Source organism: Paenibacillus sp. P4_A7, from assembly GCF_056402455.1.
In genome coordinates this window covers 1-16,985 of record NZ_JBFUHJ010000094.1, presented here as the reverse complement: position 1 = coordinate 16,985, position 16,985 = coordinate 1, and the positions used below count along the sequence as shown (strand labels likewise).

Here is a 16,985-nt window from a genome sequence, read left to right as displayed (position 1 = left end):
AAATTAGGATGCTACCTGTATATAGTAGTTACATAAGATTACGATTAGACTGAAAACAGGAGCAAGGCTATGGAAGAAAACAGAAACGTGAAAATCATACTTGAAAGTGTGCTGGATGGTGACTCAACTACCCACGCCTATGAGGGTGAATGGTTTCGTAAGGAACGATCGATCTTCATTCGTTACACAGAACAGGCTGTGGAAGGTGATGCAAAGTCCGGCGAGGTGCGTACAATCATTCGATACCGACCGGAGGAGCTGTCTATAGTACGGCGCGGTGCTATTGAATTGGAACAGCTGTTCACACCTGGGCAACGGCGAGAAGGGCATTATCGCTCGGCTGTGACGAACTTCCCGCTCGAGACAGTTACGTCAATGCTTTCGTTGCAAAAAGCAAATGAAGCAGCAGGTGGAGCTGCAGACTTGCCGTCAAGGCTGCCCTTCACTATAGAGTGGCAGTATGAAATGTTTGTTGGTGAACAATTGTCGGGCCGGTTTCATATTCGGCTCCATATACAGGAGGAACTAAATTAATGAATACCAATGTACTCGATACGATGTATGAGAAGGTTAGATCAGCAATCGCTGAATCTGTTGTTTCTGCTGGTCTAGCTACACAAGAGGAACTTCCAGCCATTGTGCTAGAGGTGCCTAAGGATAAGACTCATGGCGATTTAGCTACTAATGCGGCCATGCAGTTAACGAAAATCGCTAAGCGCAATCCGAAGCAAATCGCAGAAGCAATTATCGCTCACTTAGATAATAAGAAAGCATCTATAGAATCTGCTGAAATAGCAGGTCCAGGGTTTATTAACTTTACACTCGACAAAAGCTATCTCTATCCTGTTGTCATTGAAGCGATTAAAGCAGGAGAAGACTATGGTAGAACCAATGCAGGTGATGGGAAGAGCGTTCAGGTAGAGTACGTAAGCGCCAATCCTACGGGAAGCCTTCATCTTGGGCATGCTCGGGGAGCTGCGGTTGGCGATGCTTTGTGCAATGTACTAGATTATGCAGGATTCCAAGTAACACGGGAATATTACATCAATGATGCTGGTAAGCAGGTAGAGAACCTAGCTGTGTCTATTGAAGCACGGTATCGTCAAGCGCTCGGACAATCTGCAGAAATGCCGGCAGATGGCTATTATGGCGAGGATATCATTGGATTCGCGAAGCTGCTTGTTGAACAAGAGGGAGATAAACTGCTCGAACTGCCTGACGAGGAGCGCTTCACGTTTTTCCGTCAATTCGGCTTGGAGCGGGAATTAGACAAAATCAAGCGTGATTTAGGACGCTTCCGTGCACCTTTTGACGTCTGGTACAGTGAAACCTCACTCTATGAGAGCGGTTTAGTAGAACAGGGCCTTGAAGCACTCAAAGCTACAGGTCATGTATATGAGGAGGAAGGGGCAACTTGGTTGTCCACTACGACATTCGGTGATGACAAAAACCGCGTTCTGGTGAAAAATGACGGATCATATACGTATTTGACACCTGATATCGCATATCATCGGGATAAGTACAGCCGTGGATATGATCAAATGATCAACATTTGGGGGGCTGATCATCATGGATATATTCCACGTGTTAAGGCAGCGATGGAAGCTCTTGGAAATGATCCGGCTAAATTGACGGTTCTAATTGCTCAAATGGTCAGCTTGTTCCAAAACGGCGAGAAAATGAAAATGTCGAAGCGTACTGGTAAAGCAGTAACGATGCAGGATCTAATGGATGAAGTGGGCGTGGATGCTATTCGTTATTTCTTCACGATGCGCAGCATGGATTCTCATCTTGATTTTGATATGGATTTGGCTATTTCAACATCTAATGAAAACCCGGTATTTTATGTGCAGTACGCGCATGCGCGTATTTGCAGCATATTCAGACAGGCAGAGGAGCAAGGTGTCGTTCTGGATTCGTTAGATAAAATTGATTTCAGCAAGCTTAGCACAGAAGCAGAGTTCGATATTTTGCGCAAAGTCGGAGAGCTTCCGCAAGAAATTTCCGAGGCCGCTGCGCTATATGCGCCGCATCGTCTTATTCGTTATCTATATGAGCTGGCTTCGCAGTTCCACAGCTACTATAGAGCAGAACGTGTTATTACAGAAGATGCTGAGCAGACACAGGCTCGCTTAGCGCTCCTTACTGCTGTTCGCATATCACTAGCTAATGTATTGCGTCTGATGGGCGTATCAGCGCCTGATCGCATGTAAGCTTTAGAATAATCAAAAGAAAGCCGAGGGCTTAAAGCTTACCCACGGCTTGCAGCATACGCATCACGTCAAGCTCACCGATTATTCGGCGAGCTTTGTTGCCTCTAAGCGGCTGAATGGAGCGTTTTATAATCGACTTTATTTCAGTTGGAGAAAGACCTGGCTTCTCGGACAGCATGAGCGCAATGGCTCCGCTAACATGCGAGGTTGCCATTGAGGTTCCGCTCATCTCATGATATTTGCCTCTAAGCCATGCGGAGGTGATTTTGTCACCGGGCGCATAAACATCAATGAATGTGCCGCGATTGCTAAAAGGCGCAACGCGCCGAAGCTTCGTTGTGGCACCAACAGATATCGTTTGCGGATAACGTGCAGGATAATCAACCGAACGTCGTTTCCCGTCGTTTCCTGAGGACGCGACGATAATGATACCGGCATTATACGCATTCACTACGGCGCCTAGCAGTGCTTTGCTTTTGGTGCGCATACCAAAGCTCATGTTTATGACATTTATTTGGTTTCTTATACACCATTCGATACCGAGAATAATGTCGGATACATAAGCGCTTCCGTTCTGGTCGAATGCTTTGATCGGTGAGATGATCGCACGAGGAGCGACACCGATCATTCCTTGAGGCTGGTTAGCGGCAGCAATGGTGCCAGCAATATGCGTTCCATGCCCATTGTCGTCATACGGATAAATACTGCGATTGAGCAAATTAATACCGCGCGACAGTGAGTGGCGCAAATCAGGATGACTAAAATCGACACCTGTGTCAATGACACCGACTTTTATGCGATGACCAGTTGTAGTGCTCCACGCAAGCGGAGCCTTAATCTGATTGACGCCCCAAGGTATTCCTTTTTCTACTGATATTGATTTCTGCGTAGAGGCATTCACACTGATTTGGCAATCCTTCTCAAATGATAAGCTTTCTGAGAAGTACTCAAGTGTTTCCTTGTCCGGCAGCCAGCAAGAAATGCCTTGAATAATCGGTATTTTTCTAATGATCTTTAAAGGTGACGACGAAGGGACTTCTGACAGTTGCTTAAGGAAGCGTTTGTAGTCGCTCACATACTGAAAGCGAATAATTCGCTTTGATCTCGCTATGTCCGTACCAGCCATCGTATCCTGCAATAAGCGGATAAAAGCGGTGGTGTCCAATTTTGGCTTCCCCTCCCGACGGACGATGCTGAACTATTGTATGAATGAATGACTTCGACTGCATGAGCAACTTGCCTTTTTTCATATAATTAGGCATAAATCCGTGTCAAAAATGAATACTGGACATAGTATGAACAAAGAGTTCTCAGGGGCTCTTACGTCCAAGATTCGAAACATTGTTTGGCGGCCGGTTGGATACAGTCAAGGCGGAGGGATAATCCTTTCGCTTTTTGCATTTTAGTCCAAGCTATGAAGAGGGTTCGAGGGGCGCTTGCTTTTTTGCATGAAATAGGTTTTACTATACTTTGACTAACGTAAACGGCTATATAAATAGATTGGTAAGAGAGGATGTGTCCATATGAGCAGCAGCAATTTTACTTTAAAGCTGGATCCTGAACGTATTAAGGAAATGCCTATGGTCGATTTGGCCTTTGAGGTGCTGAAAGCGGCTAATACGCCTTATTATTATCGCGATCTAATGATGGAGATCGCTAAGATACGCGGTCTTTCCGCAGACGGAATTAATCAATTTATCGCTCAGGTGTACACAGAGATCAACATTGATGGTCGTTTTGCATGCATGGGAAGTAACATGTGGGGATTGAAGCGCTGGTATCCAGTTGAGCGTTCCGAGGATCCTGTAGGTAATGCGAAGCGTACTCGTATCATCAATGATGATGATGATTTAGATGATGATGATGGACTGGACGAGGAAGAGGATACTTACGCAGCTGAAGAAGACTACGACGTATTCGACGAAGACCGTGAAGAGTTTGAAGAAGCAGAAGCGGAAGAAGAAGTCGATGAAGAAGTCGTTATTGATGATGAAGAAATCGATGAGGAAGAAGTCGATGGTGATCTGACTTCAGTAGACGATGACGATTCAGATAGTGACGAAGATTTCGATGACGAAGATGAAGATGATGACAAGTAGTTAAAAGGAATGCATAACCATTCATTCCACTCTATTTAAATCTTGGATGAATCTATACTTTTTAAATCGTGTCGTGAGTCCATAAGGCTGTATGAGCTCTTTGCGCTTACGTACGAACAATGTCATGCCCAGTTTAGCTTGACAGGTCCTATACGGTCAGAGTAAACTATCTCATGGGCTTAAGAATCGGTTAACAAATAACGCATACAAGCGTAAACGGCTAGCAGCGCACTTTGGGCAGCAAAGACTTGTTACGCGCTTAAATATAAGAAGAGTATAAGTACGATACTTATACTTTCTTATATTTTTATATATGCCAAACGGAAAAGTGCCCCGTAACTACGGGTGTCACTTTTTTTGTTTGTGAGGGATAGATCTGTAGGATGTATTCCCACAAACTGGATGGATATGTAGAGTGTATCTGCATCCATGTTTATCGAGTAAATGGGCAAACCTAAATATTAACCATAAGGGCTTGGAGGGTATCATCACAGTGACCAAATATATATTTGTAACCGGCGGCGTAGTGTCGTCCTTGGGCAAAGGGATTACAGCTGCCTCGCTCGGAAGATTGCTTAAGAACAGAGGTCTCAAAGTAACTATTCAAAAATTTGATCCATACATTAACGTGGACCCGGGAACGATGAGTCCATACCAGCACGGCGAAGTATTTGTTACAGATGACGGAGCGGAAACGGATTTGGATCTTGGTCACTATGAGCGTTTCATCGATATTAACCTATCGAAGAATAACAATGTGACTTCAGGAAAAATTTATTCGAACGTTATTACAAAAGAACGTCGCGGTGATTATCTTGGCGGTACAGTCCAAGTGATTCCGCATATTACAAACGAAATTAAAGAGCGTGTATTCCGCGCTGGCAAAGAAGCGGGTTCCGATGTAGTTATTACAGAAATCGGAGGCACTGTCGGCGATATCGAGAGTTTGCCGTTTCTAGAAGCGATTCGCCAAATTAAAAGCGATATCGGACGTGATAATGTTATGTACATTCACGTTACGCTTATTCCTTATATCAAAGCTGCTGGTGAAGTGAAAACAAAACCTACGCAGCATAGTGTTAAGGAATTACGCAGCATCGGTATTCAACCAAATGTTATCGTTTGTCGTACTGAGCATCCTCTTGCTGATGACTTGAAACGGAAGATCGGCCTATTTTGCGATATCGATGCAAATGCGGTTGTGGAATGCCGTGATGCTTCAACCCTATATGAAGTGCCACTAATGCTTCGTGAAGAGGGCCTTGATGAAATCGTAGTCAACCATTTGAAGCTGACTACAGAACAGCCGGATATGCGTGAATGGGAAGCACTGGTTCAACGCGTTAAGTCGCTTCATAAAACGACTGAGATTGCGATTGTCGGTAAATATGTTGCGCTTCATGATGCTTACCTTAGTATTGTGGAGTCGTTGGAACATGCCGGTATAGCTGCTGATTCGGTAGTTAAAATACGCTGGGTTCATGCAGAAGACCTAACAGATGACAACATTGCAGAACAACTTAAAGGCATTCAAGGTATTCTTGTTCCGGGCGGATTCGGTGATCGCGGTATTGAAGGTAAGATTACAGCAATTAAATATGCTCGCGAACAAAATATTCCATTCTTCGGTATTTGCCTAGGTATGCAAGTTGCTGTTATTGAATATGCACGTAATGTAGTGGGACTAGCTAATGCAAACAGTTCAGAAATTAATCCGTCCACAGCGTACCCGGTTATCGACCTCTTGCCGGATCAGAAGGACATTGAAGATATGGGTGGCACGATGCGCCTTGGGCTTTACCCTTGTAAGTTAACTCCAGGTTCATTGGCTGAGAGATCATATAATGATGAGCTTGTGTATGAACGCCATCGTCATCGGTATGAGTTCAATAATGAGTACCGTGAAGTAATCGAGTCTGCTGGCTTGAAAATATCGGGCACTTCACCAGATGGACGTTTAGTCGAGATGGTAGAAATGCCTAATCATCCTTGGTTCTTAGCGGTGCAATTCCATCCGGAATTCACATCTAGACCAAATCGTCCGCAGCCTTTGTTCCGTGGATTTGTCGAAGCTGCACTTAACTATTCTAAGTAATAAACAATGCTTTATGCCCATGGCATATTCTTTAACAAATTCCGATAACTTTTTCCAACTACCAGCAGGATAATATATTCACTTTAGCGAATATATTAACTATTATGGAAGGGCTGGCCAATTTTGTTGGTATGGCTCAGTCGCGGGGGGTAGTTGGAGTTGGAGAAGAAGAAAGTATTGATTGTCGATGATCAGAACGGTATTCGTGTATTGTTGATGGAAGTTTTCAGTAGTGAAGGCTACAACACGTTTCAGGCTTCTAATGGCAAGCTTGCTTTAGAAATCGTCAAAAACGATGCTCCTGATCTCCTATTACTGGACATGAAAATTCCTGGTATGGATGGCTTGGAAATTTTAAAGCATGTGAAAGCGATCGATCGCAGCATTAAAGTCATCATGATGACCGCATATGGTGAATTAGATATGATTAAGGAAGCTACTGACCTAGGCGCGCTCATGCATTTCACAAAGCCTTTTGATATCGATGAGATGCGAATAGCTGTGAATATGCAGCTGCAAGGCGGTAATTCTACGAGTAGATTTGCAATTGGTTCCTAACTTTTACTTTCAAATGGCATCGTCGCTTGCTTACAGAGACGGTGCTGTTTTTATTTAAGGGGCTTAGGATTAGTGAACTATTTGTTATAGAACCGTCTTAAACGCTGATCTTTGAGCATTGCAGCAGTAAAACAAGCTTTACTTTTTCAACGTGCGTTATGTTATAATAACTCAGAATGATAAGTCGGGCTTGTTGAACGATGGTTAACATATAGGAGGAAAGACAACTATGCCGTTAGTTTCTATGAATGCAATTTTGCCAAGAGCAAAAGCTAACAAGTTTACTGTAGGTGAGTTCAATATGAACAACCTGGAGTTTGCACAGGCAACGGTTGAAGCCGCAACGGAAGAAAACTCCCCTTTTGTATATGGAGTTAGCGAAGGCGCCTCGAATTATATGGGTATCGCGTTCACTGATGTAATTCCTGCACGCCAAGCGATGAAGGCTGTTATTCAAGAAAGAATCCGCTTGTTCGGAAGTAACAACCAAGCGTAACAATAAGAGCAAGGGAAGATAAACCGCCTTATAACAGAGAGTGGGAATGGTGTATGCCGTTTACGCTTGACATGGCGGTTTTTCCTTTATTCTCTTCCAACTCACGGGAGGAACACTAATTAGATGGAGAAATTGATGATACGCGGAGGACGGCCGCTGAATGGGACCGTTCAAATTAGCGGTGCAAAGAACAGTGCAGTTGCTCTTGTACCGGCAGCAATATTGGCAGAGTCAGAAGTGATTTTAGACAATCTACCTATGATTAGTGATGTAGCTATTTATAGTGAAATTTTGCAAGACCTTGGCGCTGTTGTGAAGCGAGATGGCGATATGATGCGCATTGATCCTTCTGGGCTATGCTCGAAGCCAATGCCTAATGGAAAAGTAAAGCTGCTGCGTGCATCGTATTACCTGATGGGTGCTATGCTAGGAAGATTCGGGGAAGCAACAATTGGGCTGCCAGGAGGCTGTAACTTCGAACCAAGACCGATTGATCAACATATTAAAGGGTTTGAAGCATTGGGCGCCACGGTAACTAATGAGCATGGTTCGATGAAAATTTCCGCGAAACAATTGCGCGGAGCAAAGATTTATCTGGACGTTGCAAGTGTCGGAGCAACTATCAACATTATGCTTGCTGCCTCAAGGGCTCAGGGGTTAACAGTTATCGAAAATGCGGCAAAAGAGCCTGAGATTATAGATGTTGCTACTCTCCTTAATGCCATGGGCGCGAAAATTAAAGGTGCCGGAACTGAAACGATTCGAATTGAAGGGGTCGAACGGTTGCACGGTTGCCGTCATTCCATTATTCCTGATCGTATTCAAGCAGGCACATATATGATTGCGGCCGCTGCAACTCGTGGTAATGTCCTTATTGATAATGTGATTCCGAAACATTTGGAAGCAATGACTGCTAAGCTGATTGAAATGGGCATAGAAGTTATTGAAATGGATGAATCCATTCGAATTATCGGAGGGCCCAATTATTCATCTATTGATGTGAAAGCATTGGTGTATCCTGGATTGCCTACTGATTTACAATCTCCAATGACGAGTTTGCTTACGCAGGCGGAAGGCGTTAGTATTTTGACTGATTATGTGTATGGTACTCGTTTTAAGCATGTACCTGAACTAGCTCGGATGGGTGCTAATATTCGTGTTGAAGGCCGTTCGGCAATTATTGAGGGTGGAAAGTTAAATGCCGCTAAGGTGAAGGCTGCGGATTTACGTGCTGGAGCAGCGCTTGTAGTAGCAGCATTAACGGTTGAAGAAGGTGTCACTGAAATATCGAATGTTGAGTATATTGATCGAGGTTATGATAATTTAGTTGAAAATTTATGTCTGTTAGGCGCGGAAGTTTGGCGTGAAATAGATTCTAATGAATAAGACAAACGCGGATAACGCCACCTGGGAATAGATGGCGTTTAATTCGGCAATGATGGTTAATCAAGTGTGTGAGCTTTTTCTATGACAAACAATCTCCTAATGAAAACTGAATAAAGTGGTGAGAATATGACAGATCTTCAGATCGCGGATCTAGAAGAATTGAAGTTAACGGATTTATACAAATTAGCGAAGCAATTTCAAATCGCTTATTATGGCACGTTGAAGAAGAAAGAATTAATATTCGCTATACTGCGTGCGCAGGCGGAGAAGAGCGGCCTCATGTTTATGGAAGGCGTTCTTGATATTTTACCTGAAGGTTTCGGGTTTTTGCGGCCTATTAACTATTTACCAAGCAAAGAAGATATTTATATTTCTGCCTCCCAAATTCGCAGATTTGATTTGCGCAGCGGCGATCTTGTGTCAGGTAAATGCAGACCTCCTAAAGAGAATGAACGCTATTTTGGATTGCTGCAAGTTAATGCTGTCAATGGTGAAAACCCAGATACGGCCTCAGAAAGACTCCATTTCCCTGCCCTTACTCCTCTCTATCCAGATAAGAAACTAGTGCTTGAAACAACGAAGTCGAAGCTTTCTACACGAATGATGGATTTACTCGCGCCTGTAGGTCTTGGTCAACGGGGATTGATCGTTGCGCCGCCGAAAACCGGTAAAACTCTTTTGCTTAAAGAAATTGCAMATAGTATCGCTGAGAATCGTCCTGATATTAAGCTGTTTGTATTGCTTATTGATGAGCGGCCGGAGGAAGTAACGGATATGCAGCGCTCGGTTAAGGGTGAGGTAATAGCCTCTACTTTTGATGAGCTGCCTGAAAATCATATTAAAGTAACTGAACTAGTCCTTGAGAGAGCACTTCGTCTTGTTGAGCATAAGAAGGACGTTGTTATTTTAATGGATAGTATCACTCGTCTTGCGCGGGCTTATAATTTGGTTATTCCTCCATCTGGAAGAACGCTTAGCGGCGGTATTGATCCTGCGGCATTCCATCGTCCGAAGCGGTTTTTTGGTTCCGCTCGTAATATCGAAGAAGGCGGCAGCTTAACGATCTTGGCAACCGCATTGATCGAGACGGGATCTCGTATGGATGATATTATTTATGAAGAATTTAAAGGTACGGGAAATATGGAGCTGCACCTCGATCGGAAGCTTTCGGAACGACGTATTTTCCCTGCGCTTGACTTGCGCAGATCAGGGACGCGTCGAGAAGAGATGCTGCTTACGAAGGAAGAGCTGGATAAAGTATGGGCTATACGCAGAAATATGACGGATACGCCTGATTATGTCGATAATTTCTTGAAAAAGCTGGCTGACAGCGATAATAATGAACAGTTCCTTATGTCACTTGATACTTCAGTTCCAATAAAGCCGGAGCGGTCCGGCATCAAATCAAACACAAACAGTCCGACGACTAATCGGCGTCCAACGCCAAGAACGACGCACGGATCGTAAGACCGCAGGAAGGAGAACAACATGAATCTCGTATATGCGGATGAACAGGGAAATGTATTTGACCATCCCGATTTTGTTGCTTTAGGACGAAGCGGTGATATGATCGTTGAAATTATGGAGGATGAATTAATTCCTCTGCCGCACGGGGCTACCCTCGTCAGCCTGCCCTTCACAAGACCAATCGGGCTAAACCCGGATACTGGTGAGATGCAAGTAATGCCAGGCGAAGTGCAAGCTGTAGGCGCGTTAATGCCTCAGGGCTATACTCGTCTTTGTCTGCCTGGCTATGTCAAAGCGGATAAGAATGAGAAGCTGCCGCTATTTGGTTATACAGCTGTTGTGTGGAAAGACGGCAACTTTTATGTAACTGCAGAGCAAACAGATAACCCAGAGAGATGGGATCCGCTTAACTGCGACCGTGGAGAGCTGGGTATACAGGTTGAACGTATACTTGCCAAGTACCCGGAAAACCGTTTGTACAAGCATTTATCAAACTGTGCGTTAGGCTATGAATGCTTAACCTCGTCTAATACCTTCTTGGGTCGCTGGGAGGGCGGTGTGCCAGTATCCTACTCCTGTAATGCAGGCTGCTTCGGATGTATATCCGAGCAACCGGATGACAGTGGATTCGTAGCCCCTCAGACAAGGATGAACTTTAAGCCTACTGTTGATGAAATCGTTGAAATTATGATGGAGCACTTACGTGAGCCGGAATCGATTATAAGCTTTGGTCAAGGCTGTGAAGGCGAACCGTCGACACAAGCCAAAATCATTGTCGAAGCGATGCGCCGCGTACGAAGCCAAACATCACTAGGTTATATCAACATCAACACAAATGCCGGGTTGACTGATTTTATGCGTGCTATTGTCGATGCAGGTCTTAATCTCATGCGGGTTAGTACCATAAGTGCGCTCGATGATCATTACAATGCCTACTACAAGCCGCGCGGTTATAATCTGCAAAATGTTGAGAAGTCACTAAGATATGCAACGGATAAAGGGGTATACACATCGATTAATTATTTGATATTCCCCGGTGTTACGGACCGTGAAGAAGAGATCGAAGCCATGATTGGTTTTGTGAAGCGGACAGGTCTGAAGCTTATCCAAATGCGGAATCTAAATATTGATCCGGAGAGCTACTTGGCCATTATTCCTAAGGCGCAAGGAGAAATTTACGGAATGAAGCAAATGCTAGAAATTTTCCGTGAAGAGCTTCCTGATGTTGTAATTGGTTCTTATACGCATGTGCCGCCTGYGGCTTTGCTCAAATAGGAAGCTTAAAAGTAGTAAGTTTCGTTAATATTTGTATATGAGTGATTATTCATTGCAACGTTAAATCAGTTCATGCTATAATCCAAGTTGTATGATTTAACTCTGGGACCGCATGTGACTCAGGGCAAAAGGAGGAAAACGAGATGAAACAAGGTATTCATCCGACATACCACGTCATTACAGCTACTTGCGCTTGTGGCAATTCTTTCGAGACTGGTTCGATTAAATCGAGTCTTCGCGTAGAGGTTTGCTCCCAATGCCACCCATTCTACACGGGTAAGCAAAAGTTCCTGGATGCCGGCGGCCGCGTCGATCGTTTCAAGAAGAAATACGGTATCTAATACTACAAATCGTTCCGCCTTTATTTGGCAGAATACAAGAACCTCCCTCAGCCATCCTATTGGATAGAAGGGAGGTTTTTTTGTTGCTTAATAAACAGGCCGTTTCTTATAAAAGTCGCAGGTGGGTTTGGCTGTCGGTCACGATGATATGCATGTTTGGGCTGATCGTTGGTGGTTGTGGCAATCAATCATCCATGAAGTCAAAGTCGTATCACAATGACGGCTACATGGGCTATTCCAATAGCAATCCAAACCTGCTGAAACGGAATTCAACGCAAAATTACAATACAGATAACAACTTTGTAGAGCAAGTGCTTAAACCTATTGATGGTATCGAGCAATCGCAAATTATCATCAACGGATCCGAAATGCATGTTAACTTGAAAGTGAAAAAAAGCTTAACCGATGCGGAGATGGAGAAGTTGCAATTAAAGGCTCAATCCGTTGTGCAATATAATATGCCACGCTATAATGTGCACGTAGAAACAAGAAAATAAGCATCATCCATATATTTCACCATGATACACGAGTTGCGCTTTAGGTCAGAATCGGCTATACTTATTTTTGCCGTGCTAGACGGGGAGGTAGCGGTGCCCTGTAACTCGCAGTCCGCTGTAGCGAGGTTGAATTCCTGTTTTAGGTTATGCTGATGTGGGGTCTTGGCACTTGTGAGCAGTGTTGACAGTTGGGTCCTCCGCAATGAACGTTTGTGAACGGGTCAGGTCCGGAAGGAAGCAGCCATAAGCAAATTAGTTCATGTGCCGGAGGAGTGCCTGACTCGAGCTGTAGTGCAAGGATGTCGCCTGGGTCGCATTAATCAACGACAGGTGCACGGTACTATCTAAGTTTTTAATTAAATGAATGACAATAAATGCTGCACCTGTGGTCGCTGTTCGATTTTTTAGTCGGAAATAGCGGTTGCAGGTGTTTTTGTTTGCCATTCTATACCTTCATACAAAAAGTCGATCAAAAGAAAGTTTTGCTTGGTTATATAGAATGTATAAGTTTCACGCTTATCCATTTCTATATAACCAACGCGAAACGAGCTTAGCCGCCAAGGACGGCGACAGCCGTTTACGCTTGCAACACAGTTGTTGTATAATAGGGGATACAGAAGATCTTTATTTACATTCAATCAGCAAGTCGAAAGGAAAGGTCCGCGTGTCACATATCGCTTTATATCGAGCCTGGCGTCCGCAGACGTTTCAGGATATGGTTGGTCAACAGCATATTATCCAAACCCTGCAAAACGCAATTCGCGAACAGCGCGTGTCGCACGCTTATTTATTTAATGGGCCGCGAGGGACCGGAAAGACGAGCGCAGCGAAAATTTTAGCGAAAGCGGTTAACTGCGAACGCGGTCCGGCTACTGAGCCTTGCAATGAATGCGACGCTTGTCGAGGCATTACTGCGGGGAATATCATGGATGTAATAGAAATCGATGCCGCATCTAATCGAGGTATTGATGAAATTCGAGACATTCGTGATAAAGTCAGATACGCGCCTTCTGAAGTACGGTTCAAGGTTTATATTATAGATGAAGTACATATGCTTACGGCTGAGGCATTTAACGCCTTGCTCAAGACGTTAGAGGAGCCGCCGGGGCATGTAATTTTCATCTTAGCAACTACTGAACCACATAAGCTGCCTGCGACCATTATTTCACGCTGTCAGCGTTTTGATTTTCGCCAGGTTTCACTTGAGGAACAATCAGCGCAGTTGTTAAAGATTTGCCGAGAAGAAGGCATTCATGCTGAAGAGGATGCTATTGCCTACATTGCAAGGCTCTCAGAAGGTGGAATGCGTGATGCGATTAGTTTGCTTGAGCAGGTCTCTTCGTTTGCAGGCAACAACATTACGCTTGATGCCGCAGTTGATGTGACTGGCGGTATGGCCGCTGATCATTTTTATGATCTGGCTGATGCAGTCAAGGATCGAAGTGTGGCGGCTGTTATGCCGCTAGTCGAAAGTCTCATGCAAGCCGGCAAGAGCGCGGATAAGCTCATGGAAAACTTAATTTACTATTTCCGTGATTTACTCGTATTAAAGTTGGCACCGCAAGGCGGAGCAGTAACCGAACGAGTTGTCGATCCTGAACGATTTAGGACAATGGCTGAGTCATTCAGCTCGCAAAGACTATTCGCCATGATTGATACGCTCAACCGCTATCAAGTAGAATTAAAGCATGCATCACAGCCTCAAACTTTGTTTGAGGTTGCGCTAATGAAGCTTTGTACGCTTGGAGAAGGTGAGGGTAATGGTGGAAGCTCTGCCGGCGATACTTCAAGCTTAGGCGGAGGAGCTTCCTCTTCCGGTTCAAGCGCAGCGCCGTCTGCTGAATTAAATCGATTGCGTCAACAAGTCGAAATGCTTGAGAAAAAGCTTGAACAAGCGATACAGACTGGGTTATCAGCTGGCGAGGGTGCTGCGGCAACCAAGCAACCTGCAGCCAATACACGCAGTACCAGTACGGTTCGTAGTTCATTTGGCGGAAGCTCAGGCGGTATTTCGAGGTCAAATGTTAAACTTGATGCTTATTCTGCAGCAGCAGGAAGTGCTGAGTCGAATCAATCACGCATGAAATGGAGCGAAGTGCTTCAGCGTGTAAAAGATGCTAAAATAACAGTTCATGCTTGGTTAGTGGATGGAGAGCCGGTTTCTACAATTGATGATGCCATACTTCTTGCTTTTAAGAACACGATGCATCGTGAGACAACGGAGAAACAGGCGAACAGAGATATCATTGAGAAAGTTATACAAGATGTTCTCGGCAAGCCACTTCGACTTGTGACCGTGATGCTCAAAGATTGGCAAGCGGCTGTAGAGGGTGCTGGTGCTAACAAGAGCGAGACACTGGAGCTTGAGCCCGAGTCTGTTGGCGGACCAGCTGTAAAGGAGAAGCGTCCGGTTTGGGTGGAAGAAGCGGTTAAGCTTTTTGGTGAAGAATTAGTTGTTGTGAAAGATAACGAATAAATTCTAATGATGAGGTGATTTTCAATGAATAATATGAACCAAATGATGAAGCAAGTGAAGAAAATGCAAGATCAAATGATGAAAGCACAAGAAGAGCTAGAAACAAAAAATGTTGAAGGTACAGCTGGAGGCGGCGTAGTTACTGTTTCAGCTAACGGACATAAGAAGCTGCTTAGCATTACGATTAAGCCTGAGGCTGTAGATCCAGAAGATGTAGAAATGCTGCAGGATCTTGTGCTTACTGCTGTTAATGATGCTCTTACTAAAGTAGATGAGCTTGCGAATAAAGATATGGGTAAATTCACTGGTGGCATGAAGATTCCAGGATTGTTCTAAAAGGCGTCCATTCGCCTGTGTTTGAAAGGAGCTGCACCTTGTTTGTATTATCCCGAACCGATAGCTAAGCTTATTGACGCTTTTACACGTTTGCCGGGCATTGGACCAAAAACAGCTGCTCGTCTAGCGTTTCATGTGCTTCGTATGAAGGAAGATGACGTTATCGACTTTGCGAAAGCATTAGTAAGCGTTAAGCGAAATTTGTTTTATTGCTCGGTTTGCTGCAATATTACCGATACTGATCCATGCAGAATCTGCCAAGACAAATCTCGTGATCAATCTGTTATATGTGTCGTGCAAGATTCTAAGGATCTTGTTGCCATGGAACGGATGAAGGATTACCAAGGGCAGTATCATGTGCTGCAGGGAGCGATATCTCCTATTGAAGGTATTGGACCCGATGAGATTCGTATAGCCGAATTGTTAAGAAGGTTGAGTGATGAACGGGTACAGGAGCTTATTTTAGCTACTAACCCGAACATTGAAGGTGAAGCTACAGCGATGTATCTGTCACGGCTTATTAAACCCTTTGGTATACGGGTAACTCGGATAGCGCACGGACTGCCTGTCGGCGGAGACCTCGAATATGCGGATGAAGTTACACTTTCAAAAGCATTAGAGGGAAGAAGAGAATTGAATTGATTGAGTAAGAAGGTAGACCAGGATTGTTTCTGGTCTGCCTTTTTTTTGTTTAAAACTGGYCAACTATAAGTTAATAGCATTTGCGGTTCTATTCTTTGATCCCAGCTTATAAATATATAAGAAAGCTAAGGACAAGCGGGAGGGCTGCATGTGAACAAACAAAAGAAAATAGATGCTTTATATGAGGAAGATAAAATGACACGTCTGCGAATGGAAATAGCTGAGGCGCATCAGCAGTGGGAGAACGCAAACCGTTTTTTTCATTATGCACTTGGGAAAGATCAGATTGATTTTGCAGTACATGCGATCATCACAGCTGAGAAAAGATATGAGATGCTGCTACGTTCGGCAAAACAAATGAATGTCAAATGGCCATCATGGAGAGGGGTAATTGAATGAAAGCTGTATGGTTAGCGCTCTTTATCGTTTCTTCAGTCATGCTGGCAGCGGTTATATTGCGCAACAAATTGTCGTGGGGCTTGTTGCGCGGCTTTGCACTGCATCTCGTATTAGCTGCGGCCTTGTTGTATTTATTGAACTACTCAGGAGTAGTGCCTGATATGTATATTCCGCTAAATCCCTTTACTATAGGTACAGTTGTAACTCTGGGAGTACCGGGGATTGCATTAATCGTAGGCCTTCAATGGGTAGTGGTGTAGATCTATTTTAAAAAGATTGTATAAATAAGTTGACGTAGGCAGAGAATATATGCTACATTATAACTCGCCCCAAGAGTAAGTGAAGATGCTTCAAAAAAAGAAATAAAAAAAACACTTGCATTAAACTGGGTAGCTGTGATATATTATAAAAGTCGCCGATGAGACAAGCCGCGACAAACGAAAAAAAGATTGCTCTTTGAAAACTGAACAACGAGTATTAAACTGCCCTAAAGATCCTAACGGATCATTAGAAAAAGCGATAAAAAGTATTGAGCAAGTCAAACACCAATTTGGAGAGTTTGATCCTGGCTCAGGACGAACGCTGGCGGCGTGCCTAATACATGCAAGTCGAGCGGATTTAATTGAAAGCTTGCTTTCAATTAAGTTAGCGGCGGACGGGTGAGTAACACGTGGGTAACCTGCCTTTAAGACTGGGATAACATTC

The 16,985-nt window shown here is 44.1% G+C and carries 17 protein-coding genes, 1 rRNA gene and 1 other RNA gene; 18 read left to right on the top strand and 1 reads right to left on the bottom strand.

Annotation, left to right across the window (positions count from 1 at the left end; all coding sequences use genetic code 11):
- Positions 1-69: 69 nt before the first annotated feature.
- Together AC1DWN_RS14345 and argS are read left to right on the top strand one after the other, a co-directional pair.
- Positions 70-534, top strand: a complete 465-nt coding sequence (locus AC1DWN_RS14345) for a YwiB family protein (RefSeq protein WP_477559585.1) — start codon at positions 70-72, stop codon at positions 532-534.
- Complete coding sequence (argS, locus tag AC1DWN_RS14340) at positions 534-2,213, top strand: arginine--tRNA ligase (protein WP_477559584.1); 1,680 nt, start codon at positions 534-536, stop codon at positions 2,211-2,213. Before AC1DWN_RS14345 ends, argS begins: the two co-directional genes overlap by 1 nt.
- Before the next feature lie 31 nt (positions 2,214-2,244).
- On the opposite strand, the gene AC1DWN_RS14335 is transcribed toward argS, so the two are convergent.
- Positions 2,245-3,378: a S8 family peptidase gene (locus tag AC1DWN_RS14335; RefSeq protein ID WP_477559583.1), complete on the bottom strand. Its 1,134-nt coding sequence runs from the start codon at positions 3,376-3,378 to the stop codon at positions 2,245-2,247.
- Positions 3,379-3,736: 358 nt separating this feature from the next.
- On the opposite strand from AC1DWN_RS14335, the gene rpoE reads away from it, so the two are divergent.
- From rpoE to AC1DWN_RS14255, 16 genes are all read left to right on the top strand, one after another.
- Positions 3,737-4,312: a DNA-directed RNA polymerase subunit delta gene (gene rpoE / locus AC1DWN_RS14330; protein WP_477559582.1), complete on the top strand. Its 576-nt coding sequence runs from the start codon at positions 3,737-3,739 to the stop codon at positions 4,310-4,312.
- Positions 4,313-4,805: 493 nt separating this feature from the next.
- Positions 4,806-6,407, top strand: a complete 1,602-nt coding sequence (locus tag AC1DWN_RS14325; RefSeq protein ID WP_477559581.1) for a CTP synthase — start codon at positions 4,806-4,808, stop codon at positions 6,405-6,407.
- Positions 6,408-6,566: 159 nt separating this feature from the next.
- Positions 6,567-6,965 carry a response regulator gene (locus AC1DWN_RS14320; RefSeq protein ID WP_477559580.1) on the top strand — a complete coding sequence of 133 codons (399 nt, stop codon included), beginning with the start codon at positions 6,567-6,569 and terminating at the stop codon, positions 6,963-6,965.
- Between the two features lie 229 nt (positions 6,966-7,194).
- Positions 7,195-7,461, top strand: a complete 267-nt coding sequence (locus AC1DWN_RS14315) for a class II fructose-bisphosphate aldolase (protein WP_477559579.1) — start codon at positions 7,195-7,197, stop codon at positions 7,459-7,461.
- A gap of 123 nt (positions 7,462-7,584) precedes the next feature.
- Positions 7,585-8,847: a UDP-N-acetylglucosamine 1-carboxyvinyltransferase gene (locus tag AC1DWN_RS14310; protein ID WP_477559578.1), complete on the top strand. Its 1,263-nt coding sequence runs from the start codon at positions 7,585-7,587 to the stop codon at positions 8,845-8,847.
- Between the two features lie 126 nt (positions 8,848-8,973).
- A complete protein-coding gene (gene rho / locus AC1DWN_RS14305; RefSeq protein ID WP_477559577.1) occupies positions 8,974-10,314 on the top strand; it encodes a transcription termination factor Rho in 1,341 nt (446 codons plus the stop codon).
- A gap of 21 nt (positions 10,315-10,335) precedes the next feature.
- Entirely contained in the window at positions 10,336-11,589 is a 1,254-nt protein-coding gene (locus AC1DWN_RS14300) for a radical SAM family protein (protein WP_477559576.1), read from the top strand.
- Positions 11,590-11,732: 143 nt separating this feature from the next.
- Positions 11,733-11,930, top strand: coding sequence for a 50S ribosomal protein L31 (rpmE, locus tag AC1DWN_RS14295; RefSeq protein WP_477559575.1), 198 nt, complete (start codon positions 11,733-11,735; stop codon positions 11,928-11,930).
- 83 nt (positions 11,931-12,013) lie between these two features.
- Positions 12,014-12,427: a hypothetical protein gene (locus tag AC1DWN_RS14290; RefSeq protein WP_477559574.1), complete on the top strand. Its 414-nt coding sequence runs from the start codon at positions 12,014-12,016 to the stop codon at positions 12,425-12,427.
- A gap of 70 nt (positions 12,428-12,497) precedes the next feature.
- An RNA gene (gene ffs, locus AC1DWN_RS14285) (signal recognition particle sRNA large type) lies at positions 12,498-12,765 on the top strand.
- A 326-nt stretch (positions 12,766-13,091) separates the two neighbouring features.
- Positions 13,092-14,903, top strand: coding sequence for a DNA polymerase III subunit gamma/tau (dnaX, locus tag AC1DWN_RS14280; RefSeq protein WP_477559573.1), 1,812 nt, complete (start codon positions 13,092-13,094; stop codon positions 14,901-14,903).
- 24 nt (positions 14,904-14,927) lie between these two features.
- Entirely contained in the window at positions 14,928-15,239 is a 312-nt protein-coding gene (locus AC1DWN_RS14275) for a YbaB/EbfC family nucleoid-associated protein (protein ID WP_477559572.1), read from the top strand.
- A 42-nt stretch (positions 15,240-15,281) separates the two neighbouring features.
- Positions 15,282-15,881: a recombination mediator RecR gene (gene recR, locus AC1DWN_RS14270; RefSeq protein ID WP_477559571.1), complete on the top strand. Its 600-nt coding sequence runs from the start codon at positions 15,282-15,284 to the stop codon at positions 15,879-15,881.
- Between the two features lie 150 nt (positions 15,882-16,031).
- Positions 16,032-16,280: a DUF2508 family protein gene (locus AC1DWN_RS14265; RefSeq protein ID WP_477559570.1), complete on the top strand. Its 249-nt coding sequence runs from the start codon at positions 16,032-16,034 to the stop codon at positions 16,278-16,280.
- A complete protein-coding gene (locus AC1DWN_RS14260) occupies positions 16,277-16,540 on the top strand; it encodes a pro-sigmaK processing inhibitor BofA family protein (protein ID WP_477559569.1) in 264 nt (87 codons plus the stop codon). Before AC1DWN_RS14265 ends, AC1DWN_RS14260 begins: the two co-directional genes overlap by 4 nt.
- A gap of 287 nt (positions 16,541-16,827) precedes the next feature.
- Positions 16,828-16,985, top strand: a 16S ribosomal RNA gene (locus tag AC1DWN_RS14255); the annotation flags it as partial.

What these genes read in the sequence shown, in the direction of transcription:
- AC1DWN_RS14345 (WP_477559585.1), top strand. Translation starts at nt 70, where the DNA reads ATGGAAGAAAACAGAAACGTGAAAATCATACTTGAAAGTGTGCTGGAT.
- AC1DWN_RS14260 (WP_477559569.1), top strand. Translation starts at nt 16,277, where the DNA reads ATGAAAGCTGTATGGTTAGCGCTCTTTATCGTTTCTTCAGTCATGCTG.
- AC1DWN_RS14310 (WP_477559578.1), top strand. Translation starts at nt 7,585, where the DNA reads ATGGAGAAATTGATGATACGCGGAGGACGGCCGCTGAATGGGACCGTT.
- argS (WP_477559584.1), top strand. Translation starts at nt 534, where the DNA reads ATGAATACCAATGTACTCGATACGATGTATGAGAAGGTTAGATCAGCA.
- rpoE (WP_477559582.1), top strand. Translation starts at nt 3,737, where the DNA reads ATGAGCAGCAGCAATTTTACTTTAAAGCTGGATCCTGAACGTATTAAG.
- rpmE (WP_477559575.1), top strand. Translation starts at nt 11,733, where the DNA reads ATGAAACAAGGTATTCATCCGACATACCACGTCATTACAGCTACTTGC.
- AC1DWN_RS14275 (WP_477559572.1), top strand. Translation starts at nt 14,928, where the DNA reads ATGAATAATATGAACCAAATGATGAAGCAAGTGAAGAAAATGCAAGAT.
- AC1DWN_RS14315 (WP_477559579.1), top strand. Translation starts at nt 7,195, where the DNA reads ATGCCGTTAGTTTCTATGAATGCAATTTTGCCAAGAGCAAAAGCTAAC.